The following is a 26,065-nucleotide window of genomic DNA, read 5'->3' on the forward strand; positions in this document are numbered from 1 at the left end:
GTGATAGGCAGCCGGTCTCGCGCTTGGCAAATGTCGTTCGTCGATCCGTTCAGGCGATGCTCGATCGTTCGACGAGGCGCACGGCCACGCGCCGCTCCGGCTTCTCGCCCGAACCGGCCAGCGCGGTGTCCACCAACAGCTTTCCGGCCAGCGCGAAGTCTGGTTCCACCGTGGTCAGCGGGGGATTGCTGAACTCGCCCGAGCCAAGGCCATCGAAGCCGATAACGCCAACCTCGCCCGGCACCGCGATGCCGCGGGTGGCCATTTCTTCCAGCGCACCGAGCGCCATCGCGTCACAGGCAAAGAACAGTCCGTCGAAATCGGCGCCCTGATCGACCAGCGCGGCAATCGCGTTGCGCCCTTGCGACACGCGATCCTCGCCCTTGCCGATCACAGGGTCCTGCGGGACCAGCCCGCTGGCCTCCATCGCGATGCGATAGCCGTCGTACCGTTCGCTGAACTGGCGCTGGGAAGATGCCGGATCGCCGACGAAGACGATCCTGCTCGCCTTGCCGCGCACCAGGCGTTCCACTGCCAGGCGGCTGCCTTCGCGGTTGTCCGAGCGGACCCAGACAGAATCATCGAACGGCGAACCCCAGAAGGCGATCGCATCGGTTTCCCGGGCGCATTCGCGAAAGTAATCCCACGCAGGCCGGTTGGTCGCGGTGCCGATCACGACGACCCCGTCGGCCTGCCGCCGTGCGACATAATGTCCGAAGAAATCCTCCGGCTGCGCCTGGAAGGATACCAGCGCTTCGTACCCACGTTCGGCCGCGGCCGCGCAGGTGCTGCCAAGCATGCTGTAGTAGAACGGGTTGACCGCCGCAGCGCCCTGCCCCTCGCGGCCAATGACGACGATCGCAATCGTGCCGGTTTCGCCCTTGCGAAGGCCCGCGGCGCGCGTGTTGACATAATAGCCGAGATCCGCCGCCGCCTGTTCCACCCGGCGCCGGGTCGCTTCCGTGATGGTTTCGGACCCCGACAGGGCCCGGCTCACGGTGGACTGACTGACCCCTGCACGCTCCGCGACGTCGATCGACGTCACGCGGCGCACCTTGTCCCTGTCGTTGTTAGGCATCCCTCGTCCGCTCTCCTTATGGCGCAAGCCCTAACCGAGGTTGTGACGGAATGCGAGTAGGGGAAGGCGAAGCTTGCACCGCCTTGCCTTACGCGTTTAACAGAGATGCTGTTTGCGAGAGGGCCATGTCGAACGAGAACCGCCGCGAAGAACGCCACACCGTGCAGGTCGCAGGCCGTTATCGTGCCCGTCACGGCGCCTCGAGAGACGTCTGGATCAAGGACATATCGGTCGATGGTTGCCGCTTGTTCGACAAGTTTTCCGTCCTCCCGATCGGCGATCAGATTCACGTGAAGGTGGGCAATATCGGCCCGATCCCGACCGCTGTGAAATGGCGTGAAGGCAGCACGGTGGGCGGCCAGTTCGAACAGCCCCTGCACCCCAGTGTCCTTGCGCACATCGTACGCGAGATGGACGAGCGCGACGACGACTGACCCGTTGATGACAGCGCACCGCCGCCTGCTTCAGGCGATTTTATCCTATCTCCTGGGCATTGCCGTGCGGATCGTGGTCCAACTTGCGACCCTGCCGATCCTGTTCGCCTACTGGTCCGCCACACGGGTCGGCACATGGATGGTGATCTTTGCCCTCCCCGCCTATTTCGTCGTGGCCGGACAGGCATTTTCGGGCGCAGGCGGCACCGCCGCGCTGGCCGCCGCACGCGAGGAACGCTGGGACGAGGCGCGTGCCGCGTTCCGCGCGAGCTGGATCTGGGCCACCTCGGCGACCCTGCTGGTGGCCGCCGGCCTGGCTGCCCTCGCCTTGCTCGTTCCCGACGAATTGGCACGCGATCTGGGTTTTACCGGCGCGCCAGAGCTGCGCGCCTGTGCGCTGTGGCTTGGCATTTATGTTCTGGCCGTGTGCCAGTCTTCGCTGATGCTGGTCCCGCTCAGGGTCAGTGGGCGATATCCGCAGCACGTCATGTTCCAGAGCGTCGCCAGCCTGGCGGAAATTGCCGTGCTGGCCGCGTGCGTGACCACCAGCCAGTCGTTCGGGCTGCTCGCCGCGTCGCTGGCGGTCCTGCGCGTGGCGATTACGGGTTTGCAGACCGTGCTGGCGTTCCGCGCCAGCCCCGCCCTGTTCGCGCCGGGCCGGATCGCGCTGCGCACCACCTTGCGCCAGCTGGTTCGCCCGTCGCTGGCCTTCATGATCCTGCCGCTGGTCTATGTGCTGAACCTTCAGGGATACACCCTGTTGGTCGGCTTTGCCTTCGGCGCGCAGGTGGTGGCGGGATTTGTCGCCACGCGGGTGATCGTGCGGGCGATCGATCTGGTCATGACCGTGCTCTACACGATCCAGTTCAACGAAGCGGGCTATCTGGGCGACGGGAAACGCGAATTCCAGCGCAGGCAACTGGCCACCATGACCGCGCTGACACTGGCGGCGACGATCGGGTTCGCGCTGGTGATCGTTCCGGCCGGACCCTGGCTCCAATCTGTGTTGAGCGCGGGGAAAAGCCAGTTCGATCCGGCGATTGCGCTGGTCCTGCTCGCATCGGGATCCATCCGCGCCCTTGGCACCACCCCCCAGGCGATCGTCGCAGCGGATAACGGCCACGTCCATCTGGCGAACCGCTATCTCGTCGCGTCCATCCTCGCGCTGGTAGGTGCCGCGGCGCTGGCGGTGGCCGGGTTCGGCCTGCCCGCGATCCTGGCAATGCTGGTTCCGGCGGAATTGATGCTGGCCCTGCCGGCCATGCGCGCCGCGCTGCGCCATCTGGGCTGGGACACCGAGGGGCTGGCGCGGGCGCTGGTCAGCCGCGAACGGGTGGCCGATATTGCCCAGCTCGCGCGTTTTCTGGTGCATCGCGGGTAAGCTCGCCTTGCGTGAGCCACACCGCGCAGCCATGCTTCGCGCGTGTACGATTTCCTGCTTATCGCCTCGTGCCTCGTTTTTGCCGCGACGTGCCTTGCGTATTCGCGTCACCAGGCCGCGAGCCTGCTGCATCCGGCCACGATCTACCTCGCTTTTCACGGCTTCATTTTCGTAATCAGGCCGCTGTTCGCTCGGTTTTATGACTTCGATCTCGTGTACCGCGTGTACGATTTCCAGCCTTCGATGTCCGACAAGATCACGGTCATCCTCGGCGCGAATCTGGCGATGCTGGTTTTCACCTTCGTATCGGTGCGTGTCGCATCCCAAAGGGTGGCACCGATCCCGCGCGACGAGTTTGACCGGTACCGCGGCATCCTGGCAGGCCCGATCATGCTTGCCGCGATCATCCTCGGCCCGCTGGCAATCGCGGCACAGATCGCCAACTGGGCCCGCCGGGTCGATCCGTATCAGACCATGTCCCGCGACGCGGCGACGGGAATTCTGGTCAACATCGAAAGCAACGGCTGGTTCTCGGATTCGGCGTTGATGCTCGCCCCGCTCGCGGTGCTCGCCGTCTGGCTGTTTCGCTATCGTTTTCCGGGCTGGATGGTGTTCGGCGCTGCCAGCATCCTGATGCTGGGATCGGGTGGGCGCGGCTCCTTCATCTTTGCCGCTGCCGCAGTGACCTTCATCTACATGCTCGAACGGCACCGCACCTGGTTCGATGGGCGGATCATGCTGCTGGCGGCGGTCAGCCTGGTTTCCTTCAACGCGGTGGTGGAAGATCGCGGGGCCGCGGTCAGGGGGTTGCTGGGTGCCGGTTCGGACGACACCTATACGTCGAGCTACGAGCTCGACCCGCTCGAGCATATGGATTTTGCCAACCTCGAATATTTCGAATTCGTCGTTTACGCGGTGCCCCAGCGAACCGGCAGCTGGGATTATTTCGCGCACAACCTGCAGATATTCACCGAACCGGTTCCGCGCGCGCTGTGGAAGGACAAGCCGATCGGGTCTCCGGTCCAGTTCTTCCAGTTATGGGATTACGGCACGCCGATCGGGATGACGATTTCGCTGCCCGGTGCCGGGTGGATGTCGTTCGGCTATCTCGGCATCGTCATTCAGGCAGCGGTTTTCGCGCTTCTCTATGGCCTGTTGTACACGCGGCTTCTGGTGAACCGGCCGGGCGCTGTCGCCAGCCTGATCTACGCGCTGGGTATCGCCACCTCGGTCACGGTGCTGCGCGACGGGATTCTGCTGACCCTGCTGCGCCAGTTGCCGTTCTATCTGGGCCCGCTGATCCTGGCGCTGGCCTTTGCGCGGTTCGGGGCAGAGCCGCGCCGGGCGCACATCCGGGCGACCATGCCCGAACAACCGGCTGACACCCCGGCGGCACGCCGCAAGGCGCTGGCCGCACGCGCGGCTCAATAGCGCGGGGTAAACTGCGCCTTCTTGCCAAGCACCCTATCGGCAAATGTGGCGAGTTGCCTCACCGCGATTCGCCGCCGGAGATAACGACGGTACGAATCGCGAAAGCCCTCCGGATCGAAGGGCGGATCGCAGGCCGACGCAAGGAAGGGCTTGTCCGCTGGCAGGTGGAGGATGGCGCTGCCTTCGATCTGGCGGAACGGGGGGAATTGCTGTCCCGTGCGCGCCGACCAGTAACGGGCAATTGCGCCCGCTGCGCCGCCGTCCATGATCGCCCCGCCCGCTTCGCAGTAGTCCTGCAAGCCAGCCGTCAGGACCATTTCATCGCCCAGATGGACGAGACTATCACTTGCCGACACGTAGCGGTCCCAGATGGGTTTGAACGCATCCGCCAGCTTCGCAAAAGCGGCCCTGGAACCCATCACGAATTCGCCGCCCCACCATTGCGCCGATGACGGCTTGCCCCGCAGGGTCGAGAGGCTTTCACGCACCTTCCTCTCATTCTGACCGAAGGTGGCGACCGCGGTCATATCGTAACCGGCCAGCCCTGGTGCGGACAGGACAGCCGCAGGAAGGGGGGCGAGGCATACGGCATCAAGATCGACCAGCCCGGGCATGTCCCCGAAGGTGCCGCTGCCGAATTTTTCCATCAGTTCCAGCTTGAAATGCGCCGAGCGGAAGGGAAGGTGCTGCGGAACATCGAGCGTGAACGTCTCTTCGCGCAGGCGAAGACCGGTAATGCCCAGCGCATCGCAACGCGCGGCGACCACATCCCCCCGGTCGGTCACCAACGTCCAGTCGTAACCCCAATGGGCAAACGAACGGCCACTCAGCGCCGCGCATCGCACGTAAATGTCGAGCGGATCGTGACCCGGAGCCAGGTTCACCATCCGCTCCGACTCCGGCGGAACGACAAGCAATCCATGGAAGCGGGGCAACATGGGCGCAGCGTTAGCCCCGGCCCGGCAAGGTGCCAAGAGGTAGCAAAAAACAACCTACTGGCGCCCGCCGCACGTCTGGGTTACGCTTGCGTCAATTGGGAGAGACAGGAATGGCAGACTCGGCAACCGACTTCGACGTGCTGATCGTAGGCGCGGGAATTTCCGGCATCGGAATGGCGGCGCATATGCGCGAAAAAGCACCCTCGCACAGTTACGCTATCGTCGAACGGCGCGAGAACCTGGGCGGGACGTGGGACCTGTTCCGCTATCCCGGCATCCGGTCGGACAGCGATATGCACACGCTCGGGTTTGATTTCGAACCGTGGAAGCACGAAAAGTCGATCGCGGACGGTCCGGCGATCCTCGACTATCTCGAACGGATCGTCGACGAACGCGACATTCGCCGCCACATCCGCTTCGGGCACAAGGTTCTGGCCGCTGACTGGCGCGGCGCCGATGCGCGCTGGCATGTCACGCTGGAGACGAGCGAAGGCGAGAAGAAGCACCTCACCGCCAACTGGCTGTACCTTGGCTCCGGCTATTACGATTACGACGAAGCGTATGACCCTGGCTTCGATCTCGGCGAATTCGAAGGCCAGGTTATCCATCCCCAGTTCTGGCCCAGGGATCTCGATTATTCGGGCAAGAACGTGGTGGTGATCGGATCGGGCGCAACCGCGGTAACGATCGTGCCGTCGATGGCCGCCAAGGCGGCCAAGGTCACCATGTTGCAGCGCACGCCCACCTGGATGTTCAGCCGCCCGGCCAAGGACGGCTTCGCCAATTTCATCCGCAAGATCCTGCCCGAGGAAGTCGCCTACCGGATCACCCGGTGGAAGAACATCACGATGCAGGACATCAGCTTCAAGAGGGCGCGGACCAAGCCCGAAAAGGTTGGCGAATTCCTGCACAAGAAGATTCGCAAGATCATGGGCGAGGATTTCGATCTGAAGCCCTTCACCCCGCCCTACAATCCGTGGGACCAGCGCCTGTGCCTGGTGCCGGACGACGATCTGTTCGAAGCGATGAAAAGCGGCAAGGCGGACGTGGTGACCGGCCAAATCAAGGCGTTCGAGAAGGGCGGCGTGCGCCTTGTGGACGACACGTTCCTGCCCGCCGATATCGTGGTCACGGCCACGGGCCTCAAGCTGGCGATTGCCGGCAAGATCGCGCTTTCGAAAGAAGGCGAACCGATCGATCTGTCGCAGCATTTCTACTACAAGGGCTGCATGTATTCGAACATTCCGAACCTTGCGGCGGTGTTCGGATATCTCAACGCCAGCTGGACCCTGCGCGCGGATATCAACTCCGATTATGTCTGCCGCGTCCTCCAGCACCAGAAGGAAAAGGGCGCCGACGTCGCGACCCCCATCCTTCCGGAAAACCACGGCTTGGAAGAAGACGATATCTTCGATTTTTCCAGCGGTTACATCCAGCGCGGCAAGGCAATCATGCCCAAGAACGCCGTTGCCTATCCGTGGCGCCTCAACCAGGAATACGTTACCGATCGCAAGCGCATGCGGACCGATCCGGTGGAGGACGGCATTCTCGACCTGCACCGCCACGGCACCAACGCCCGATCGAGCGACGAGCAACTCGAAGCAGCAGAGTAGCTTTTCATAATCAGCCGCTCTAACTGCAGGGGCATGACCGAACGCATCTACACCGCAGGGCTCGTCGTGATCGGGGATGAAATCCTCTCCGGTCGCACGCATGACAAGAACATCGCGCAAGTCGCCAGCTGGTTGCAGGTGCAGGGCATCCGCCTTTCGGAAGTCCGGGTGGTGCCCGATGTGATCGCGCGGATCGTCGAAGCCGTGAACGCCTTGCGCGAAGGGTACGATTACCTGTTCACCACTGGCGGCATCGGACCCACGCACGACGATATCACGGTGGACGCCGTGGCCGAGGCGCTGGGCGTGCCGGTCGTGATCCACCCCAAGGCCCGCGCGATCCTCGAGGGGTATTATGCCGACAAGCCCGGCGGGTTGACCGAAGCACGGTTGCGGATGGCGCGGGTGCCCGAAGGCGCCGAACTCATCCCCAATCGCATGTCGGGTGCTCCGGGTATCAAGCTTGGCAATGTCCACCTGATGGCGGGCGTTCCCCACATCACCGCGGGCATGCTCGATGCGCTGACCGGGACGCTCGAAGGCGGCGCCCCGTTGATTGCCGAAACCGTGGGCTGCTGGACTCCCGAAAGCGAAGTCGCGGACATGTTGCGGCAGGTGGAAAAGGCGCACGAAGGGTGCCAGATCGGCAGCTATCCGTTCTTCCGCGAAGGCAGGGTCGGCGCAAATTTCGTCGTCCGTTCGACCGACGCGGGCGAATTGAAAAGCTGCATGGACAGCCTGTGCGACGGGCTGGCCGCGGCGGGGTTCGATTTTACCCCCGGCGGAATCTGACGGAAATGGCATCACCCTCCTTGCAACCATAACCGCACGGCCGAGGGGGTAAGGCGATGGAATGGCTGTTCATTTTTGCGCTGTGCGGCATCGTCGCTTCGTTGTGGAAACGACTTTCCGCGCTTGAGCGGCGCCTCGACGATGCGCTGGATGACCGCGCGGGCCGGACTCCAACCCCGATAAAGGCACAGCCGCCCGCCACCGCCCTGTCCGACGAATACGAAGACGGCAACGAGCCGGCCCGCGCTTCCGTTTCTGTGCCGAGCGTGGCGGCAAGGCACGATGCAGAACCTGCCGCAATCGCCCCTGCCGATATCAGCCCGCCGAAGGAACCGGCACCGGCACCCCGGCCCTTGCGCGAACGCTTCAATGTCGATCTCGAGGATGTGTTCGGGCGTCGCCTGCCGATCTGGGCGGGCGGGGTCACGCTCGCGGTGGCGGGTGTGTTCCTGGTGCGTTATTCCATTGAACGCGGACTGATCACGCCGCTTTTGCGCGTCATCATGGCGTTCTTCTTCGGCGGCGGCCTGATCGCCGGGGCAGAAGCCGCCTATCGATATCGCGAGCGCGTGGCCGATCCGCGTGTGGCGCAGGCGCTGGCCGGGGCCGGTCTCGCCACGCTGTATGCCGGGTTCTACCTCGCGGGCACACAGTACGGGCTGGTCGGCCAGACGGTTGCGTTTATCGGCCTTGCCGCGGTGACGGCGGCGGCCATTGCGCTGTCCTTCCGGTTTGGCCTGCCCAGCGCGGTGCTCGGCCTTGTCGGCGGATTCGCCGCACCCGCGCTCGTCGGGGGAGAGGATGCCAATCTGCCCCTGCTCGCGCTGTACCTCGGCCTCGTGACCGCCGGGCTGGCCGTCTCGGGCGAGCGTCAGCAACGCCCCTGGATGGGCGTCGCAGCGCTTCTCGGCGGCCTTGGGTGGGGTGCGATGTTGCTGCTTGCCGGAGATCCCGGAGTGGCGGAAATACTCGCCCTCGGCCTCTATTTCGTGGTTCTTGGCGCGGTGATCCCGGCGCTCATCGGGGCGCATCGGTTTGATCGCCCGGTCCGGCTGGGTTCGGCCTTCGTCGCCAGCGTCCAGCTTGCGCTGCTGGTCGACCAGGCGGGATATCCGCCGCTTGCCTGGGGCCTATACCTGCTGCTTGGGGCAACTCTGGCGTTCTTTGGCTGGCAGCGGCCTCTCTTGCGCGAAGCGAACGCGGTGGCCGCCACGGTGGCGGTGTTTCTGCTTGCGCTGTGGGATGCGCCGTCCGGCCAGGCGTTTGCGCCGATCGCGATCGGCCTTGCCGGGGTGTTCGCCGCCTTTCCGCTGGTTCACGTCTGGCAAGCGCAGCATCGCGATGTCGATGTGTGGCAGGTCGGGCTGGTTTCTTGTGCCCTTGCAGCGGTAGTTTACGGAACCTTCGGCAGCTTCGGCTCCGATGGTGGCGAATGGACCCTGGCCATTGCAACGGCCTTGCTGGCGGCAATCCCCGCCCTGGGTGCCTGGCGGGCGTGGGCCACCGCCGCGCCGCGGCATGTCGCGGTCATGGTGGGTGCCGGTTCTGCCCTTCTCTTTGCGGCAACCCTTATGGCGACGCCCGCATGGAGCGCGCCGCTGGCTGCCGCAGCCGTCTTTGCCGGCACCTTCACTGTCGTGAGGGACCGGCACGAACGCGAGCTGAACTGGGTCCTGTGGTTCGGCGCGGTGGTCTGCGCAGGCGCATTGCCGTGGGCCGGGACGTTCCTGGACGAAATGCGGCGCCTGTCGGGGCAAGGTCAGGAAACCTCCAGCGTCCTGAGCCTGCTTCGCTGGGCCGCGCCGCTGGCGGTGTTCGCCGCGCTCGCGCTGCGCGAACAATCCGGCCCCCTGCGCCGAACGGCCGAAAGCATGGCTGCGCTGCTGGCATACGCAGCACTGGCGCAGGTACTTCCTGGTGATAGCCTTGCCTGGGCAGCCGCAAGTCTCGCGCTGGCGGCCAGCCTGGCTCTTCCATCGCGTGCTCCGGCACGCGTGGCCCCCCTCGCGATTGCTGCGCTGTGGGCGCTTGATCCGCTGGCACAGTGGAGCTTCGCCTCGTTCCAGTCGCTGCTGGCCTCTCCGGTGTTCGTGGGCGATTTGCCACCTGTGAAAACCGCGCTTTTGCAAATCCTGCCGTTGGCCGCCGCGCTTGCCCTGCTGCGCGCACCAGCGCTCAATCTGCGTGGGGTTGCCCTTCGCCCGGAATGGCTGGCGCTGCTGCCGGTCGTCGTGGTCGTCCACATCGCCTTCAAGCAGGTGTTCGCAATCGAGACGATAACCGCCTTCGTTGCGCACGGCATGGCCGAACGCACCATCTGGCAGGGTGTGCTGCTGGCTGGCGGGTGGTCGGCGCTGTCACGCTTCCCGCTGGCAGGACGGGCGTTGATTGCCGCGGCGCTTGCCCACTTCCTCGTCTACTCGGGACTGTTGCACAGCCCGCTCTGGGACCGGCAGGCTGTGGGCGCGACACCCATCGCCAACCTGGTGCTGGTTTCCTCAGCGATTGCCATCGCCGCCGCGCTCATGCTGCGCGGCGTCCTGGGTGGACGGCTGCGGCCATGGTTCGACGGACTGGTGGTCGCACTGGTCAGCTTCGGCGCGTTGACGTTGCTGCGCCAGGCGTATGGCGGGACCATCCCCGCCGACGCTGCGATGACGCAGAGCGAAGACCTGCTGCGTTCGCTCCTGGGTATAGTGCTCGCCATAGGTTTCCTGTTCCTGGGGAGCTTCCGGTCGGAACGCAGCTGGCGGGTGGGGTCGCTGGCACTGATGGTGATCGCGGTGGCCAAGGTGTTCATCGTGGATGCCGCCGGGCTGGAAGGATTGCTGCGGATTGCCAGCTTCATGGCGCTCGGCTTCAGCCTGATCGGGATCGGCTGGCTCTATTCGCGCCAGTTGCGCGCTCCACCGCCACCCGTCCCGGAGTAACGGCGCAATCGCCCAAAGAAAAAGGGCCGGAGGTTTCCCCCCGGCCCCTTTCGATTTCACGTCCCGTGGGACAGCGCCAGATTACGCGCCTTCGACTTCGCCGAGGTCGACCTTGAGGCCGGGGCCCATCGAGCTGGTCATGGTGATCTTGCGGACATACTTGCCCTTGGCACCCGACGGCTTGGCTTTCACGATCGCGTCGGTCAGGGCCTTGAAGTTGGCCTTGATGTCCGCGTCCTTGAACGACAGCTTGCCGATGCCGGAGTGGATGATGCCCTGCTTTTCAACGCGGAATTCGACCTGGCCGCCCTTGGCGTCCTTTACGGCCTGTTCCACGTTCGGGGTCACGGTGCCCAGCTTCGGGTTCGGCATCAGGCCCTTGGGTCCGAGCACCTTACCGAGGCGGCCGACGACGCCCATCATGTCCGGCGTGGCGATCACGCGGTCATAATCGAGGTTGCCGTTCTGCATGTCTTCCATGAGATCTTCCGCGCCGACCTTGTCGGCACCGGCAGCCAGCGCCTTTTCGGCGTTGTCACCGCGGGCGAAGACAGCAACCTTCACGTCCTTGCCCGTGCCCGAAGGCAGCGAAACCATGCCGCGCACCATCTGGTCCGCGTGACGCGGATCGACGCCGAGGTTCATGGCGACTTCGACGGTTTCGTCGAACTTGCGCTTGTGTTCACGCAGCGTCGCGATGGCTTCGTCGACAGTGTACAGCTTTTCGGCGTCGAGCTGAGCGACAACCTTCTGGTTCTTGGTCTGCTTTGCCATGTTCTTAGCCCTCCACCACGTCGAGGCCCATCGAACGCGCGGAGCCTTCGATGATCTTGGTTGCCTGTTCGATGTCGTTTGCGTTCAGGTCCTTCATCTTCAACTCGGCGATTTCCGACAGAGCCGAACGCTTGATGGTCCCGGCCGAAATCTTGCCCGGTTCCTTGGAACCCGACTTGAGCTTGGCAGCCTTCTTGATGAGGAAGCTGGCCGGCGGGCTCTTGGTGACGAAGGTGAACGAACGGTCGGCATAGACCGTGATGATCGTCGGAATCGGCATGTTCTTTTCAAGGTCGCCGGTGGCGGCGTTGAAAGCCTTGCAGAATTCCATGATGTTCACGCCGCGCTGACCCAGTGCAGGGCCGATTGGCGGAGAGGGATTGGCGGTGCCAGCGGGCACCTGCAGCTTGATATAGCCGTCGATCTTCTTGGCCATGAATGGCCTCCTTTCTCACTTTCGCTGCAGCACTTGCGAACTGCGGCTCATGGTAAGCGGTCAAGCGGTCCTGAATTACGGACCTCCCGCGCGGTATCCCGATCTTGGATTGGGAAGGCGCGCACATAGCGATTCCCGGTCAGAAAGCAAGCCACCTTGGCCGGCCGGGGCGCTTCAGAACCAGAAGCGAAGACCGACCACGAAGCTGGTCATCGATGCGTCCTCACCCGCGGCGCGGGCATAGTCGGCGCTTGCGCCCATTTTCCATTCCTGGTCGACGCCGATGTACGGCGCGAATTCCGGGACGATTTCATACCGCAGGCGCAGGCCCGCCTCGACATGATCTAGCCCTGCGCCGACCCCGAGTTCGGGGATGTCCTGCGCCGACAGACCGATCTCGACACGCGGCTGGAGGATCAGCTTCTGCGTGATCCGTTCGTCCAGTTCGCCTTCGATGCGGGCCGTCAGATCACCCTTGTCGGAAAGAAACGCGGCGGCATCCACTTCGAAGAGGTAGGGGGCAAGCCCCTGCACGCCGATCACGGCATAGGTGCGCTGCGGCCCGACCAGGTCCTGCCGGATGCCGCCCTGCAGGTCGAACCACGGGCCGATGGCATGGGACCAGAGCGCCTGGACTTCGGCATCCTCGGGGCTTTCACCGAACGCGCCTTCGCCTTCGCTCTTGAACCAGAACTTGTCGATATCGCCGCCGTACCAGCCCTGAACGTCCCACAGATACCCGTCCCCGCCCTCGCGGGCGCGGTATTCGAGCCGGTCGGCCTGGGCATAGAACAACGTCATCGCGCCATGATCGCGCTTCAGCGCCTCGCGGCTGGCGCGCATGGCATCGGCGCCCCAGATCGCATCGGCGGCGCGCGGCGGACCGCTTCCGGCAGCGGCCGGTGGCGCGGCTTCGGGTGGCGGCGGAATGTCGAGCTTCAGGCCCGCCAACGGGTTGGCCGGCGCGGAATGATCCATGGCCGAATGGTCGACAACGACGGGGCCGGACATGTCGTGGCCCGCATGCGGATCGACCGGTTGCGCCGCGTCTTGGGCTTGCGCGTTTGCCGGGGAATGGTCCCCATGCCCGGCGTGCTGTGCGATCGCGGGACTGGCGGCGCAAACCAGCAGAAGGACGAGCGCCGACTTCACTTCGCAGTGCCCGGGCTGGCCACCGTAACCACCTGAAACATCCCAGCGTGCATGTGGTACAACAAATGGCAGTGGAACGCCCAGTCGCCCGGCTCGTCGGCCGTCACATCGAACGTGGCGGTCCCGCCGGGCTGCACGATCACAGTATGCTTTTGCGGCTGGTGCAGCGCATCGGCCCCGTTGACCAGTTCGAAGAAGTGGCCGTGCAAATGGATGGGGTGGGCCATCATCGTATCGTTGACCAGCTTGACCCTGACGCGTTCGTTATAGGCAAAGCGGATCGGTTGATCCGAAACGGCGCTGAATTTCTCGCCATCGAACGACCACATGTATCGTTCCATGTTGCCCGTCAGGTGGATTTCCATCCGGCGCGAAGGCGAACGCGGATCGTCGTTAGGTTCGAGCGCGGCCAGATCGCGATATGTCAGAACGCGGTGATCGACACCGTCCAGCCCAAGGCCGGGATCGCCCATCCGGTCCACCGGCATCGCCGCCACCATGTCGAGCCCGGGGCCGACCTTCACATCGGGCGGCAGCTTGGACGTATCGCGCATGGCCATGCTGCCATGGTCCATCGGTTCGGTTGCCGCGGGGGCAGCGTGCCCCATCGCAGCATGATCCATCGCAGCGTGATCCATCCCGCCATGATCCATGCCCTGCATCGAACCATGGTCCATGCCTTCCATCGCACCATGCCCCATGTCGGCCATGGTCAGCAGCACGGGATCGCGCAGCGCGGGCACATCAGCGCGGGCACCGGGACGGCTGGCCAGCGTTGCCACCGCCATGCCCGAACGGTCCATCGCCTCCGCCACGATCGTGTGCGCTTCACCCGTCGGCTCAACCACGATGTCGTAGGTTTCCGCAACGCCGATCTGAAATTCGTCCACCTCCACCGGGCGCACGTTCTTCCCGTCGGCCGCGACAACCGTCATGCGGACACCGGGAATACGCAGGTTGAAGAATGTCATCGCGCTGCCGTTGATCACGCGCAGCCTGACCCGCTCGCCCCGGTTGAACAGGAATTCCAGTCCGTCCTGCGGCCCGTGGCCGTTGGCCAGGAAAGTGTAGGTCGCCCCGGTCACATCGGCGATGTCGGTGGGCATCATTCGCATGCCTGCCCACATCCGGCGATCTTCGCCGCTCAGGGGGTAATCGTCGGTCCAGCTGGTCTTCTGGCGGTTGAAGTATTCTTCGCCCTTCTTGAGCTTCGCCATGACCGCATGGGGATGCAGCGGGGTGAATTCGCTCAGCAACAGCACATAATCGTGCGCTGCCTCTACCGCGTCCGCGCCTGCCGGATCGACGATGATCGGGCCATAGTGGCCAGCCTGTTCCTGAAGGCCGGAATGGCTGTGCCACCAGTAGGTGCCCGACTGGCGCAGCGCCGGAATATCGTAAGTGAATGTCTGACCCGGAGCGATGCCGGGAAAGCTGACGCCCGGCACCCCGTCGAACTGGAACGGAAGCAGCAGCCCGTGCCAGTGGATCGAGGTATCCTGCGCCAAATGGTTCGTGACGTTGAGGCGAACAGGCTCGCCTTCCTTGAGGCGGATGAGCGGGCCGGGAACGCTGCCGTTGACCGCAATGGCGTGTCCGCTGCGTCCACCGGTCGCGAAACGGCCTTCGCCAACAGTGAGGTCGATGCTGCGACCGGCAACTTCGTCGAAGCCCTGACGGACCGGGCCGTGGGAAACACCGCGCGCCCACGCGGGCATGGCGGCCAGACCGCCCAGGCCGACGGCCGAACGGATCAGCCCGCGGCGTGATAATTCGGGGAAACGGGGATCGTACATCGCCCCGCCCGTTTACTTGACGAGTTCGACTTGCTCGAAATCGAGTTCCACCGGCGTCGCACGACCGAAGATCGAGACCGAGACCTTGACCTTCTGCTTGTCGAAATCGAGTTCCTCGACCAGCCCGTTGAAGCTGGCGAAGGGCCCGTCGAGCACCTTGACCTGGTCGCCGATTTCGTAATCGACCGAAACCTGGGTCTTCGGGGCCGACTTGGCTTCTTCCACGCCGCCGAAATACCGCGCAGCTTCCTTCTCGGAAATTGCCTGCGGCTTGGCGTTGGTGCCGAGAAAGCCGGTTACCTTCGGGGTGTTCTTGACGAGGTGGTAGACATCGTCGGTCATGTTCAGCTTTGCCAGGACGTAACCCGGCATGAACTTGCGTTCGACCTGGACCTTCTTGCCGCGCTTCACTTCGGTCACGGTTTCGGTCGGAACCTCTACCGCTTCGACGCCGTCGGAAAGACCGAGACGCTCGGCCTCGGAAATGATCGCGTCACGGACCTTGTTCTCGAAACCGGAATAGGCGTGGATGATGTACCAGCGTGCCATATGAACGAATTACCCTGTCGATTTGAGCTCAGGCGAGGGTCAGCAGCCAGCGCATGATTGCGCTGAAGGCCGAATCGACGCCGAGGAAGAATAGCGAGAGAATCACGGTAAGGATGAAGACGAAAATGGCGGTGCGAACAGTCTCTTCGCGCGTCGGCCATACGACCTTGCGCCCTTCGGTCTGCACCTGCCGGATGAACTCCGCGGGGGAGGTCTTCTTGTCGTCTGCCATCGCTGTATCTCTCGCGTAAAACTCGTGTGTCTTCCCGGATCGGGCCCCTTTCAGGTAGGGTTCGTCGCCGCCCCGGTTCAAGTCCGGGAGGGGCTTTTTTCGTTCCCAATGTCGGTAGACGCGAGGCATTTAGGCCCTGTGCATTCAAAAGGCAAGCGGGGGAGAGCGAGAGAATCGGCCCTTTTCAAGCCTGCCGCGCCCCTCTAGCGTCCCGGCTTTCACCCGTTCGGGACGCATGAGGGGAATTTCCACAATGGCAACAGGCCAGACAGGCAGTCTGGGCGAGCGGCTTATCCAGCCGGTCACCAACATTTCCGACTTTATCTGGGGCGGCACCTGGAATGGCGAAGCCGTCATCCCGATCCCGCCGCTGGCCGTGATCCTGCTGGGTATCGGCCTGTGGTTCATGGTCGGCCTGCGTTTCTACCCCATCGTCAAGTTCGGCGCGGCGGTCAAAGGGCTGTTCGCAGGGCGCAAGGGCACCGGCGCGGGCGAAATTTCTCCCTTTGCCGCGCTTTCGACGGCGCTTTCCGGCCAGGTCGGAACGGGTAATCTGGCTGGTGTGGCGACCGCGATCGCGCTGGGCGGGCCCGGCGCAATCTTCTGGATGTGGATCACCGCCTTGTTCGGCATGGCGCTCGCATTTGCCGAAGGCAGCCTTGCAATCCGTTACCGCGAAACCACCAGCGACGGGGTCAAGCGTGGCGGCCCGATGAGCTACATCATGATGGGCCTCGGCCCGAAATGGACCTGGCTGGCGGTGGTTTTCTGCCTCGGCACGCTGTTCAGCGCCTTGGTAACGGGCAATTCGATCCAGGCCAACGCGATGGCCGATGGCATGAACGAACTGTTCGGTATGCCCGAATGGCTGGGCGGTCTGGTCACAGCCGCGCTGGTGTTCGTGGTCATCATCGGCGGCATCAAATCGATCGGCAACGTTGCCGAAACGGTCGTGCCGTTCATGGCGGCTGCCTATATCGTGATGGCCGTCATCGCGCTGATCCTGAACTTCGGCGACCTGCCGGAAACCTTCGCGCTGATCTTCAACGGCGCGTTCAATCCGCAAAGCGCAGTCGGCGGCTTCACCGGCGCAGCGATCATCATGGCAATTCGCGCCGGTGTGGCGCGCGGCCTGTTCTCCAACGAAGCGGGCCAGGGTTCGACCCCGATCGCCCACGCCGTGGCCCAGACCGACGATCCCGAACAGCAGGGCCGCATGGCCATGCTGGGCACCTTCATCGACACGATCGTGATCTGCACCATGACCGCGCTGGTGATTCTCACCGTTCGCGGCGATTTCACCGCGGCCGGCGAACCGGTGCTGCACGCATGGCAATCGGACCGCGTCGGCTTCGAGATGACCAGCGGGGCATTCGCGGCCGCATTCCCGGTCGAGATCGCCAGCGTGCCCATCGGCACGCTGATCGCGTCGATTGCCCTGATCCTGTTCGTTTTCACCACTCTGCTGACGTGGTCGTATTACGGCGAACGCGCGATCACCTTCATCTACGACCGGTTTAAGGGTTCGACCCGCAGCGGCGAGAAGAAGCTTCACATGGCCTGGCGCGTGCTGTGGTGCATCGTGATCTTCATCGGCGCTGCCCAACCGAGCGAACTGGTCTGGCGCCTTGGCGACATATCCAACGCGGCGATGGCCCTGCCGAACCTGCTGGCGCTGGCCTTGCTGTCGGGCGTTGTGTTCAAGCTGGCCCGCGGCGATCGCACGGCGGGCAAGGATCACACGGCCGAAACGCCCGAGGAACCCGAGGAATACTGATCCGTCGTTGACGGTCACGGGACAAAAAGAAGGGGCCGGAAGTCGCAATGACTTCCGGCCCCTTCATCCTTCAGACTGAACCGTTAGCGCCGGCCGAACAGTCGGGCCAGGAAACCTGGCTCCTCCATCGGCAGGATCTTCCCATGGGTCTGATAGCGCAGCGAACTGTCGCTATAGGCCTTGGGCTTCACCCACCTGTCGGGGCGGCTGCTGTGGAAGGACAAACTGGACATGGCTTACCTCCATGAAATGCTTTCCCTCCGTCCCGATGAGTAGAATCCCCGAGAGCCTAGGCGGTTCCCGCATTTGAAAGGGGCGGTCCCGATCCGGGACGGGTCCACACCAGCGCCAGCAGGGCGAGCGCTGCCACCGGCATCAGATTGATGCCCAGCGGAAACGCCAGCGCACGGGTGGCATAGGGCGCGAAGAACAGCACGGCGAGCGCCAGCTTTTCATAGGGGCGAAAGCCTTTCTCCAGCCCCTGTTCGACCAGCCACAGCGTTGGAAAGATCAGCAACGGCAGATCGTAATTGAACAGATACGGCGAAGCGAGCGCGGTCGCAGCCAGCACCGCAGCGGCGCAGCCGCGCGCATCCCCGCCAAAACGCCGATGGCTGGCCAAGGCAGCGCCAAGCGCAACGATGCCCGATGCAGCCGCAGCCGCTATCGCCGCAGTATCGCCCGCTACCAGCCGCACTTGCGAGAAAAAGGTCGTCATCCGCAGCAAGAAGTCGGCGTTGATCCCTTCCATCAGCAGTCCGCTCGCGCGCCAACTGGTGGTGTAGGCGGCCAGGGTCTGCGTGCCGAAAACCAGCCACGACAGGCCAATTGCCGCCACCGCCGTGGCTGCCGCGGCAAAAAACGCGCGCCAATGCCCCGATGCGGCGAACCAGAACGGGGCAAGCACGGCGAGATGCGGCTTGATCACCAGGGCGCCAACCGCGGCCCCGGCAGCGGCAGGCCGGCGCGCGATTTCGTGTGCGGCGAACACCAGCAACGCACCCGTCAAAAGGCCAACCTGCGCATGCCCAGCGGATATCAAAGCCCCGGGGTACGCGATCACCAGCGGCCAAAGCCTGGGGAATGCCCGGACACTTGCCCAGGCCCACAGGCCCCATGTCGCCGCAACCCAGGCGATCCACGCAATCGGGAACGGGAGAGCGCCGAAGGGGGCAACGGCGAACAGGAAGGGCGGCGGATTGACGAAGGCGAACCAGCCGGTGCTGCCGGTCGCCGTCTGGACATCTTCCTGCACGGCAAGATCGTACGCCGCGGCCGGATCGCCCTCTACCGTGACATGGCCCGCACCCCAGAAAGCGAGGAAATCGGTCCCGTCCGGCTGCATCGCCTTGAAATAGGAATTGGCCAGCAACGCCAGCGAAGCCAGCGCAAGCAACAGGGCGTAGCCGCGCACGCGTTCGCGTGTCAGCCAGTCAGCATCGCGCAACAGTGAAACCATCAGACCCCGCCCTTTTCGACTGGTGCGGGACTTAGGGCGTTAATCGGTCCCCTGCCAAGCAGCACATCGCGGGCCGTTCGCAGATTTTCAGCCGAAGCGCACCAACCCACCAAGCGCCAGAACCGCGCCCGCCACCAGCGTGAAAAGGGGCCAGCCACGCTTCAGCGCGGCCAGGTTCTTGAGCCAGAGCTGGAAATAGATGTCGCTGAAAGCCATCACGGCCAGCGCTTCGGCCATCATCAATCCGCCGATGGCTTTCATAACCATCGCCAGCAGGTCGGCATTGTCCCACGGGCAGGCGAGATAGATCAGCGCGCCCACGAACAGTTCGGCGAAACCGCTGAGCAATTGCAGCGCGGGCGATCCCGCTATTTCGTCGATCATCTCGCGCCACAGGCCCGGTTGGCGCAGCGCACCCAGCGCCACCGCCACGCAGAACAGGCCGAGCAGTGTCGCGCTCCAGCCCACGAAATCCTGGCCAACCACCATCGATGCCCCCTCCGGCGTCTGCGTATCAGGCGCTCGCCGCCTCCTTTTGCCTGGTCCCGACCGGTTTGCCGCCACGGGTGTAGACGAATTCCTCGGCGCTGAACTCGATCGCGGGAATTTCCTCGCGCTCGCGCCAGTAATCCTGATTGTGGCGCCATTCCGGCTTGTTTCCGCTGCGGGGCATGGAATCGAGCCCGCGCGTCAGATAGCCGGGATTGAAATTGTCCTCTTCGATCCACGGCAGGATTTCCATATCCTTGTCCTGGGCACGGAAATCCACTTCGATCCGCGTGGCACCGATATCGCGCATATGGTTGAGCATTCCGCAGACGAAATCGCCCATCATGTCGACCCGCAAGGTCCAGCTCGCGCGCCAGTACCCCATCACCCAGGCCATGTTCGGCACGCCGGTAAACATCATGCCGCGATATGTGACCGTATCCGCCCAGTCGACGGACTTGCCGTCCACCGCGAAGGGAATGCCGCCCATCATCAGCAGGTTGAACCCGGTTGCGGCGACGATCAGATCCGCCTCGATCTCCTCGCCCGAACTGGTCCGGACGCCCTTTTCGGTAAAGCGATCGATCGTGTCGGTGACCATCGTCAGCTTGCCTTCGACGGCAGCCTTGAACACGTCCCCTTCGGGACAGAAGGCGAGCCGTTGCTGCCAGACGCGGTATTTCGGAGTGAAATGCGGTTCGAATTCGAAATCCTGCTTGCCCGTGAAGGCCCGCACCGCTTCCTTCAGCTCTTCAAAAACCGTGTCCGGTTCTTCCAGGCACCGCTTGGTAAACGCATCCTGGTCGAACATCACCTGCTGGCGAACGACCCGGTGAACGGTCGGTTCGTCCACGCCGATCTCTCGTAGCCGATCGGCCAGTTCGTTCTTGTTTTCGTTGCAGAAAAAATAGGTGGGTGAGCGCTGGAGCATGGTTACATGCGCCGCCTTTTCGGCAAAGGCCGGGACCACCGTCGCGGCAGTGGCACCCGAACCGATCACCAGCACGCGCTTGCCGGTATAGTCGTAGTCGGAATCCCACATCTGCGCGTGCATGAAGTCGCCGGCGTAATCGCCCAGCCCCTTCTCTTCCCATTCCGGCGGAAGGTAGGGATTTTCATGATCGTAATAGCCCTGGCACATCCACAGGAAGTTGCAGGTGAAATGCAGCGTTTCGTCATCGCTCAGCCGCGTTGCGGTGACCGACCAGAGATCTTCATCGCGCGAATAGGCGCAGCCGGTGATGCGATGCCCGTAGAGAATATGGTCATCGATCGCGTTCTCTTCGATCACGTCGCCCATGTATTTCAGGATTTCTTCGGCCGATGCGATCGGCGCGCCGATCCAGGGTTTGAACCGGTAGCCGAAGGTATAGAGGTCCGAGTCGGACCGGACGCCGGGATACTTGTGCGTTTCCCACGTGCCGCCGAAAGTGTCCTTCATCTCCAGCACGGCGTAACTTGCCCAAGGGCATTGTTCCTGAAGGTGATAGGCGGAGCCGATGCCCGATATCCCTGCCCCGACGATAAGGACATCGTAATGCGCCGTCGGCGCCCCACTGGACTGATCATTCATGGCTCTCTCCCGGACGTGGTGCTTCCCGGGTATGGGTGCACCTTCGCACGGGACGGATCATTGATCCTGATCAAGCCGGACGCAAGCCCCCAGTGGCGAACCGTATTTGCCGCTCCGCCCCTTCCGAAAGGTCAGCGCCTCAGAAGGTGTAGCCGATTCCGACCGCACCCATGAACTGGTCCGCATCGCCGCGGATGCTCGTGAACGGGGTCCGCTTGGCATCGCCCAGCAGCCGCGAATAGCCGCCGAGGACGATGAAGGAGAGGCCCCCATTGGCAAGGTTGCCATCGGCATCCACAGCAAACAGCAGGTTGACGCCCATGCTGTCGAAACCGCCTTCGGCATCGAAAGTGGGCAGCGTATCGGCGGGTGCCAGCGTGGCAATTGCGGGGACCGAATAATAGTAATCGGCAAAGTCATCGTCGACCCGGCTGGCGCTCATCGAAAGCGACACTGCCGCACCGCGGCTGACCGGTGTGAAATAGGTCACGCTGGGCGCAACCGTCATCCCGCCGTGCGCGCCGGCAACATCGAACAGGACATCGAGGTTGAGGCTGATGCTGTCATACGGATTGATCACACCGGGAAAGCTGACGCCAACCGTCGGACCGACTTCGACGGCGGTGTCGAGCTTGCCGTACTGTTTGACCACATCATCCTCGATCTGGCTGGCGCGGTTGCGGTTGAGCTTCGCGGCGACGCCGGCGGAAAAGCGGACTTTCCCGTCGCTGGCGGGGATGAAATTCAGCGCGAGGCCGCCGGGGCGCGGGTTGATCCCGATCCCTGCGACCTTGCCCTGCACGATCGGAATGGGCGAAACGACGTAATCGTCCGAACCCTTGTAGCTGGGGGACAGGACGGCGCCTGCCCCGACGCTGATCCAGTCGCCGTCGAATACCGAACCTTCGAATGCCGGGGGCGAATCCCCGCCCATCTGCGTCTCCTGCGCATGGGAAGGAGCGGCGAGCAGTGCCGCGGATGCGGCGGCAAGGGCGAGCGTAAGTCTGGACATGATGTAAATTTCCCCGTTCTGCGGTCAGAACCACCGGCATAGCGATGCGTTCCCCATAAACGACGCCAAGCCATTGATCTGGAATGAAGCGGGTTTATCAGGGGCAGATGACCTTACGAACCCGGTTTGCAGCGCTTGCCGTTGCGGTTTGCCTTTCACACCCGGCGGCGTTGTGGGCGCAGGATGCCGACCCGCACCGGGACCTGGTGGATGCGTTGGCCGCACGCGCGCGCCTGCTTGATAATTACGGCCCCTCTGCAGTTTCCACCATGCTGGACGAAGCGCGAAGGGACCCGGAAATGGTCGAGATGGAAGGCGAATGCCCCGGCACGCTCGACATAATGGGCCAGGCGGCGATGCCGACACTGGTCAAATCGCAAGAGCGCGCGGTGGATCAGTACCGCACCGCCCTGCTCGACCTGTTCGCCGGGAAGCTTTCGCCGGAAATCGCCCGCAGCGCAGCGGATTTCTACCGATCCGCCGACGGCCGCTTCATTATCGACATCGCCGAACAGAACCAGTCGGACACCCACTCTCTGGAGGATGTGCGCCGCAACGAAGACATGTCGATTTCACGCGAGGCCATGGAAGCGGACAAGCTGGCCATGCGTGAGGCCTTGCGCGCGAGCGAGCATATGGAGCGCATCGAAACCATCGGTCAGCACCTGGCTGGAAGCCAATGGTTCGCACCCTTCGCCACGCTTAGGCCGGATATGCACACGCTCGAACTCGCGCTTCAGAACGACGATTTCACACAGGCCGAGGAAGCGGAATTCGACCGGGCGCTGGAAAGCGCGTTGAGCGCGCATCTCGACAAATGCTATGCTGAATAGGCGTCCGGTACGCCGAACGGCCTGCTCAGCGATTGCCGCGAACGCCGATACTGCCTAAGCCCCTCGCGCAATGAGTGGGCGCTTGATCGACATGGCAATTGTGGGCGGCGGGCTGGCCGGTGGGCTGGCCGCGCTGGCCGTGCATCGCGCCCACCCTGCCTTCCGCATCGCCGTGATCGAAGCCGGTGACGATTTCGGCGGAAATCACCGGTGGAGCTGGTTTGAAAGCGACGTTTGCGCCGAGGGCGCAGACCTGTTGGCTTCGTTCCGAAAAACCGAATGGTCGCAAGGGTACGAGGTCCATTTCCCGCGCCTGTCGCGGACGCTGCAATCGTCCTACCGTTCGCTTGCCAGTCGCGATTTCGATGCGACGTTGCGCCGTGCACTGCCGCAGGATGCCATCCGGCTGCGATCCCGCGCCGCGTCGCTCGATCCGCAGGGTGTGACGCTGGATACCGAAGAGCGCATTTCCGCCCGCATCGTGGTCGACTGCCGCGACTTTGCCCCTTCGCCTCACCTGCGCGGCGGATTCCAGGTCTTCATGGGGCGGCATCTGCAAACCCGCGAACCGCACGGCCAGGCCCGCCCGATCGTGATGGATGCCCGCGTGGCGCAGCATGGCGCCTATCGCTTCGTCTATACCCTGCCGCTGGGAGTTCACGACCTCTTCGTCGAAGACACGTATTATGCTGACACCGCCCGCCTCGACAGCAGCGCCCTGTCGGACCGGATCGACAGCTACTGCGCCGAAATGGGTTGGGACGGCCAGGTCATGGGCGGCGAAACGGGCGTCCTTCCGGTGATCACCGGCGGCGACTTTGCCGCCTATCGCCGCGAACTGGGACAAGCCGGTGTGGTGCGTTCGGGCGCACGCGGCGGGTTCGTCCACCCGCTCACCAGTTACACGCTGCCCTTCGCGGTCGCCAACGCGCTGGCGCTTGCCCGCGATGCGCACCTGCCCGGCGAACAGCTTGCCGCCCTGTTCGAGGCGCGCGCGCACGATCATTGGCGGGCAACGGCGTTCTACCGCCACCTTGGCCGGATGCTGTTCGACGGCGCCATGCCCGAGGAACGATACAAGGTGTTCGAGCATTTCTATCGCCTGCCCGAACCGCTGGTCGAACGCTTCTACGCCGGGCGTTCGACATGGGCGGACAAGGCCCGGATTCTCGTCGGGAAGCCACCGGTTCCCATCACCCGTGCAATTCGCGCCCTGCTTGGCAACGGCGCACCGCTCGTCCAAGAGGACCATCGATGACCGCTCAAACGACGACACCTCCTTCCACTGCCACCTCCTCTGCGCCTGCCGCCATTGCCGCAACGGGCAAATCGGCATGCGTGATCGGGGCGGGGTTCGGGGGCCTTGCGCTTGCGATCCGGCTGCAATCCGCCGGGATTGCCACCACCATCGTCGAGGCACGCGACAAGCCGGGTGGCCGCGCCTACTTCTGGGAGAAGGATGGCTTCACTTTCGACGCCGGCCCCACGGTCATAACCGATCCCAACTGCCTCAAGGAATTGTGGGCCCTGTCGGGACACGATCTGGCCGAAGACGTCGAATTGATGCCGGTCTCGCCGTTTTACCGGCTGAACTGGCCTGACGGCACCAATTTCGATTATTCGAACGACGAAGACAGCCTGTTCTCCGAAATCGCCCAGCTCAACCCGGCCGATGTCGCCGGATACCAGCGCTTCCTCGAATATTCCGCAGCGGTTTACGAGGAAGGCTACGTCAAGCTGGGCCATGTGCCGTTCCTCGACTTCAAATCGATGATCAAAGCCGCCCCTGCCCTGGCCAAGCAACAGGCCTGGCGCAGCGTCTATTCGATGGTCTCCAGCTTCGTGGACAACGAAAAGCTGCGCGAAGCGCTGAGCTTCCACACCCTGCTGGTCGGCGGCAACCCGATGAAGACGTCCAGCATCTATGCCCTGATCCACAAGCTGGAAATGGACGGCGGCGTCTGGTGGGCCAAGGGCGGCACCAACCGTCTCGTGGCCGGAATGATCACGCATTTCGAACGCCTGGGCGGCACCATGCGGATGCACGATCCGGTGGTGCAGGTTCACACGCTCGGTAAACGCGCGACCGAGGTGGAAACCCATTCCGGCTGGCGCCAGCGGTTCGACGCGGTGGCCAGCAACGCCGATATCATGCACAGTTACAAGGATCTGCTGTCAGGTTCGAAACGCGGCGCGGACCAGGCGAAGAGCCTTTCGCGCAAGAAGTATTCGCCCAGCCTGTTCGTGGTCCACTTCGGACTGGAAGGAACCTGGCCGGGCATTCCGCACCACATGATCCTGTTCGGCCCGCGCTATAAGGGCCTGCTCGAAGACATCTACGATCACGGCGTACTGCCGCAGGATTTCTCGATTTACCTGCACCACCCCACCGTGACCGATCCGGGCATGGCCCCCGAAGGCAAAAGCACGTTCTACGCGCTCGTGCCGGTGGCCCATATGGGCAAGCTGGCGGTGGACTGGGAAGAAATGGGGCCGGTTCTGGAAAAGCGTATCCTGGACGAAATCGAGCGCCGCCTGATCCCCGATATCCATTCGCGGATCGTGACCAAGTTCCATTACGCCCCGCGCGATTTCGCCATGGACCTCAACGCACACATGGGCAGCGCGTTCAGCCTGGAGCCGCTGTTGACCCAGAGCGCGTTCTTCCGCGGCCATAATCGTGACGACGTGATCGACAATTTCTACCTTGTCGGGGCAGGCACGCACCCGGGTGCCGGAATTCCCGGCGTGGTCGGCAGCGCCAAGGCGACCGCCGGACTGATGGTGGAGGACCTGCTGGCATGAAGCGTCTCGCTGTCTATTGCGGCTCGGCCTCGCCCGAAGATCCGCGCTATATCCAGCTCGCCTACGATGTCGGCGCCGGCCTTGCCGAACGCGAAATCGGCGTCGTGTATGGCGGCGGCCGGCTGGGACTGATGGGCGCGGTTGCACGGGGCGCGCTGGACGCAGGCGGCGAGGTTATCGGGGTGATCCCCGATGCGCTGGCCAATTCGGAAGTCGCCAACCACGATTGCACCGAACTTTACACGGTTTCCGGAATGCACGAGCGCAAGCAACGCTTCACCGATCTGTCCGACGGGTTCGTGACCATTCCCGGCGGCGTCGGCACGATGGACGAATTGTGGGAAGCGATGAGCTGGGCGCAGCTGGGCTATCACCAGAAGCCTGTCGGCCTGCTCAACAGCTTCGGGTTTTACGACGAATTGCTGGCCTTCAACCGCCGCATGGCGAATGTGGGCTTCGTGCGGCCCGCGCACCAGGGGATCCTGATCGACGATACGTCGCTTGGCGGCCTGTTGGCGAAGATGGCCGATTACGTGCCCCATACGCCGATCTTTCGCATGAAAGCGGACGACCTCTGAAAA

24 protein-coding genes are annotated in these 26,065 nt (G+C 63.7%); 11 read left to right on the forward strand and 13 right to left on the reverse strand.

Features of this window, described 5'->3' with window-relative positions; all coding sequences use genetic code 11:
- Positions 1-49: 49 nt before the first annotated feature.
- Positions 50-1,078: a LacI family DNA-binding transcriptional regulator gene (locus VR863_RS10305; RefSeq protein WP_324828379.1), complete on the reverse strand. Its 1,029-nt coding sequence runs from the start codon at positions 1,076-1,078 to the stop codon at positions 50-52.
- Positions 1,079-1,203: 125 nt separating this feature from the next.
- Between VR863_RS10305 and VR863_RS10310 the strand changes: the two genes are divergently transcribed.
- From VR863_RS10310 to VR863_RS10320, 3 genes are read left to right on the forward strand one after another with little or no spacing between them, the layout of a single operon-like run.
- The gene (locus tag VR863_RS10310; protein ID WP_324828380.1) at positions 1,204-1,512 is read left to right on the forward strand and encodes a PilZ domain-containing protein; all 309 of its coding nucleotides are present in this window, start codon (positions 1,204-1,206) and stop codon (positions 1,510-1,512) included.
- A 7-nt stretch (positions 1,513-1,519) separates the two neighbouring features.
- Positions 1,520-2,893, forward strand: a complete 1,374-nt coding sequence (locus VR863_RS10315) for a hypothetical protein (protein WP_324828381.1) — start codon at positions 1,520-1,522, stop codon at positions 2,891-2,893.
- A gap of 42 nt (positions 2,894-2,935) precedes the next feature.
- Positions 2,936-4,324, forward strand: coding sequence for an O-antigen polymerase (locus VR863_RS10320; RefSeq protein WP_324828382.1), 1,389 nt, complete (start codon positions 2,936-2,938; stop codon positions 4,322-4,324).
- On the opposite strand, the gene VR863_RS10325 is transcribed toward VR863_RS10320, so the two are convergent.
- A complete protein-coding gene (locus tag VR863_RS10325) occupies positions 4,318-5,262 on the reverse strand; it encodes a hypothetical protein (protein WP_324828383.1) in 945 nt (314 codons plus the stop codon). The two genes, VR863_RS10320 and VR863_RS10325, sit on opposite strands and share 7 nt — an antisense overlap.
- A 110-nt stretch (positions 5,263-5,372) precedes the next feature.
- On the opposite strand from VR863_RS10325, the gene VR863_RS10330 reads away from it, so the two are divergent.
- From VR863_RS10330 to VR863_RS10340, 3 genes are read left to right on the forward strand one after another with little or no spacing between them, the layout of a single operon-like run.
- Positions 5,373-6,875, forward strand: coding sequence for a flavin-containing monooxygenase (locus VR863_RS10330; RefSeq protein ID WP_324828384.1), 1,503 nt, complete (start codon positions 5,373-5,375; stop codon positions 6,873-6,875).
- A gap of 33 nt (positions 6,876-6,908) precedes the next feature.
- Entirely contained in the window at positions 6,909-7,667 is a 759-nt protein-coding gene (locus tag VR863_RS10335) for a competence/damage-inducible protein A (protein WP_324828385.1), read from the forward strand.
- Between the two features lie 56 nt (positions 7,668-7,723).
- Positions 7,724-10,597 (forward strand): DUF2339 domain-containing protein, encoded by a 2,874-nt coding sequence (locus VR863_RS10340; protein ID WP_324828387.1) that lies wholly within the window; start codon positions 7,724-7,726, stop codon positions 10,595-10,597.
- A gap of 81 nt (positions 10,598-10,678) precedes the next feature.
- Here VR863_RS10340 and rplA read toward each other — a convergent pair whose 3' ends face one another.
- The 6 genes from rplA to secE all read right to left on the reverse strand — a co-directional run bounded on the left by rplA (position 10,679) and on the right by secE (position 15,536).
- Positions 10,679-11,371 carry a 50S ribosomal protein L1 gene (rplA, locus tag VR863_RS10345; protein ID WP_324828388.1) on the reverse strand — a complete coding sequence of 231 codons (693 nt, stop codon included), beginning with the start codon at positions 11,369-11,371 and terminating at the stop codon, positions 10,679-10,681.
- A 4-nt stretch (positions 11,372-11,375) separates the two neighbouring features.
- The gene (gene rplK / locus VR863_RS10350) at positions 11,376-11,807 is read right to left on the reverse strand and encodes a 50S ribosomal protein L11 (protein WP_324828389.1); all 432 of its coding nucleotides are present in this window, start codon (positions 11,805-11,807) and stop codon (positions 11,376-11,378) included.
- A 174-nt stretch (positions 11,808-11,981) separates the two neighbouring features.
- Positions 11,982-12,959 (reverse strand): copper resistance protein B, encoded by a 978-nt coding sequence (locus tag VR863_RS10355; protein WP_324828390.1) that lies wholly within the window; start codon positions 12,957-12,959, stop codon positions 11,982-11,984.
- A complete protein-coding gene (locus VR863_RS10360; protein ID WP_324828391.1) occupies positions 12,956-14,755 on the reverse strand; it encodes a copper resistance system multicopper oxidase in 1,800 nt (599 codons plus the stop codon). Before VR863_RS10360 ends, VR863_RS10355 begins: the two co-directional genes overlap by 4 nt.
- Before the next feature lie 12 nt (positions 14,756-14,767).
- The gene (gene nusG, locus VR863_RS10365) at positions 14,768-15,304 is read right to left on the reverse strand and encodes a transcription termination/antitermination protein NusG (protein WP_324828392.1); all 537 of its coding nucleotides are present in this window, start codon (positions 15,302-15,304) and stop codon (positions 14,768-14,770) included.
- Between the two features lie 28 nt (positions 15,305-15,332).
- A complete protein-coding gene (gene secE / locus VR863_RS10370; RefSeq protein ID WP_324828393.1) occupies positions 15,333-15,536 on the reverse strand; it encodes a preprotein translocase subunit SecE in 204 nt (67 codons plus the stop codon).
- A 253-nt stretch (positions 15,537-15,789) separates the two neighbouring features.
- Here secE and VR863_RS10375 point away from each other — a divergent pair, with 253 nt between their 5' ends.
- A complete protein-coding gene (locus tag VR863_RS10375) occupies positions 15,790-17,313 on the forward strand; it encodes an alanine/glycine:cation symporter family protein (protein WP_324828394.1) in 1,524 nt (507 codons plus the stop codon).
- Positions 17,314-17,396: 83 nt separating this feature from the next.
- Here the strand turns inward: VR863_RS10375 and VR863_RS10380 are convergent, their stop codons facing one another.
- The 5 genes from VR863_RS10380 to VR863_RS10400 all read right to left on the reverse strand — a co-directional run bounded on the left by VR863_RS10380 (position 17,397) and on the right by VR863_RS10400 (position 21,846).
- The gene (locus VR863_RS10380; protein WP_324828395.1) at positions 17,397-17,546 is read right to left on the reverse strand and encodes a hypothetical protein; all 150 of its coding nucleotides are present in this window, start codon (positions 17,544-17,546) and stop codon (positions 17,397-17,399) included.
- A 56-nt stretch (positions 17,547-17,602) separates the two neighbouring features.
- A complete protein-coding gene (locus tag VR863_RS10385) occupies positions 17,603-18,772 on the reverse strand; it encodes a glycosyltransferase family 87 protein (RefSeq protein ID WP_324828396.1) in 1,170 nt (389 codons plus the stop codon).
- Positions 18,773-18,859: 87 nt separating this feature from the next.
- Positions 18,860-19,261 carry a hypothetical protein gene (locus tag VR863_RS10390; RefSeq protein ID WP_324828397.1) on the reverse strand — a complete coding sequence of 134 codons (402 nt, stop codon included), beginning with the start codon at positions 19,259-19,261 and terminating at the stop codon, positions 18,860-18,862.
- A gap of 25 nt (positions 19,262-19,286) precedes the next feature.
- A complete protein-coding gene (locus VR863_RS10395) occupies positions 19,287-20,834 on the reverse strand; it encodes a flavin-containing monooxygenase (protein ID WP_324828398.1) in 1,548 nt (515 codons plus the stop codon).
- 139 nt (positions 20,835-20,973) lie between these two features.
- Entirely contained in the window at positions 20,974-21,846 is an 873-nt protein-coding gene (locus VR863_RS10400; protein WP_324828399.1) for a MipA/OmpV family protein, read from the reverse strand.
- Positions 21,847-21,953: 107 nt separating this feature from the next.
- On the opposite strand from VR863_RS10400, the gene VR863_RS10405 reads away from it, so the two are divergent.
- The 4 genes from VR863_RS10405 (at position 21,954) to VR863_RS10420 (ending at position 26,062) form a co-directional block, all read left to right on the forward strand.
- Positions 21,954-22,679, forward strand: a complete 726-nt coding sequence (locus tag VR863_RS10405; RefSeq protein ID WP_324828400.1) for a hypothetical protein — start codon at positions 21,954-21,956, stop codon at positions 22,677-22,679.
- Between the two features lie 70 nt (positions 22,680-22,749).
- Positions 22,750-23,937 carry a lycopene beta-cyclase CrtY gene (gene crtY / locus VR863_RS10410; protein WP_324828401.1) on the forward strand — a complete coding sequence of 396 codons (1,188 nt, stop codon included), beginning with the start codon at positions 22,750-22,752 and terminating at the stop codon, positions 23,935-23,937.
- Positions 23,934-25,484, forward strand: a complete 1,551-nt coding sequence (locus VR863_RS10415) for a phytoene desaturase (protein ID WP_324828402.1) — start codon at positions 23,934-23,936, stop codon at positions 25,482-25,484. Before crtY ends, VR863_RS10415 begins: the two co-directional genes overlap by 4 nt.
- Entirely contained in the window at positions 25,481-26,062 is a 582-nt protein-coding gene (locus VR863_RS10420) for an LOG family protein (RefSeq protein ID WP_324828403.1), read from the forward strand. Before VR863_RS10415 ends, VR863_RS10420 begins: the two co-directional genes overlap by 4 nt.
- Positions 26,063-26,065: the final 3 nt, after the last annotated feature.

It is taken from the genome of Qipengyuania zhejiangensis, from assembly GCF_035607565.1.
Taxonomy (GTDB): Bacteria; Pseudomonadota; Alphaproteobacteria; order Sphingomonadales; family Sphingomonadaceae; genus Qipengyuania; species Qipengyuania zhejiangensis.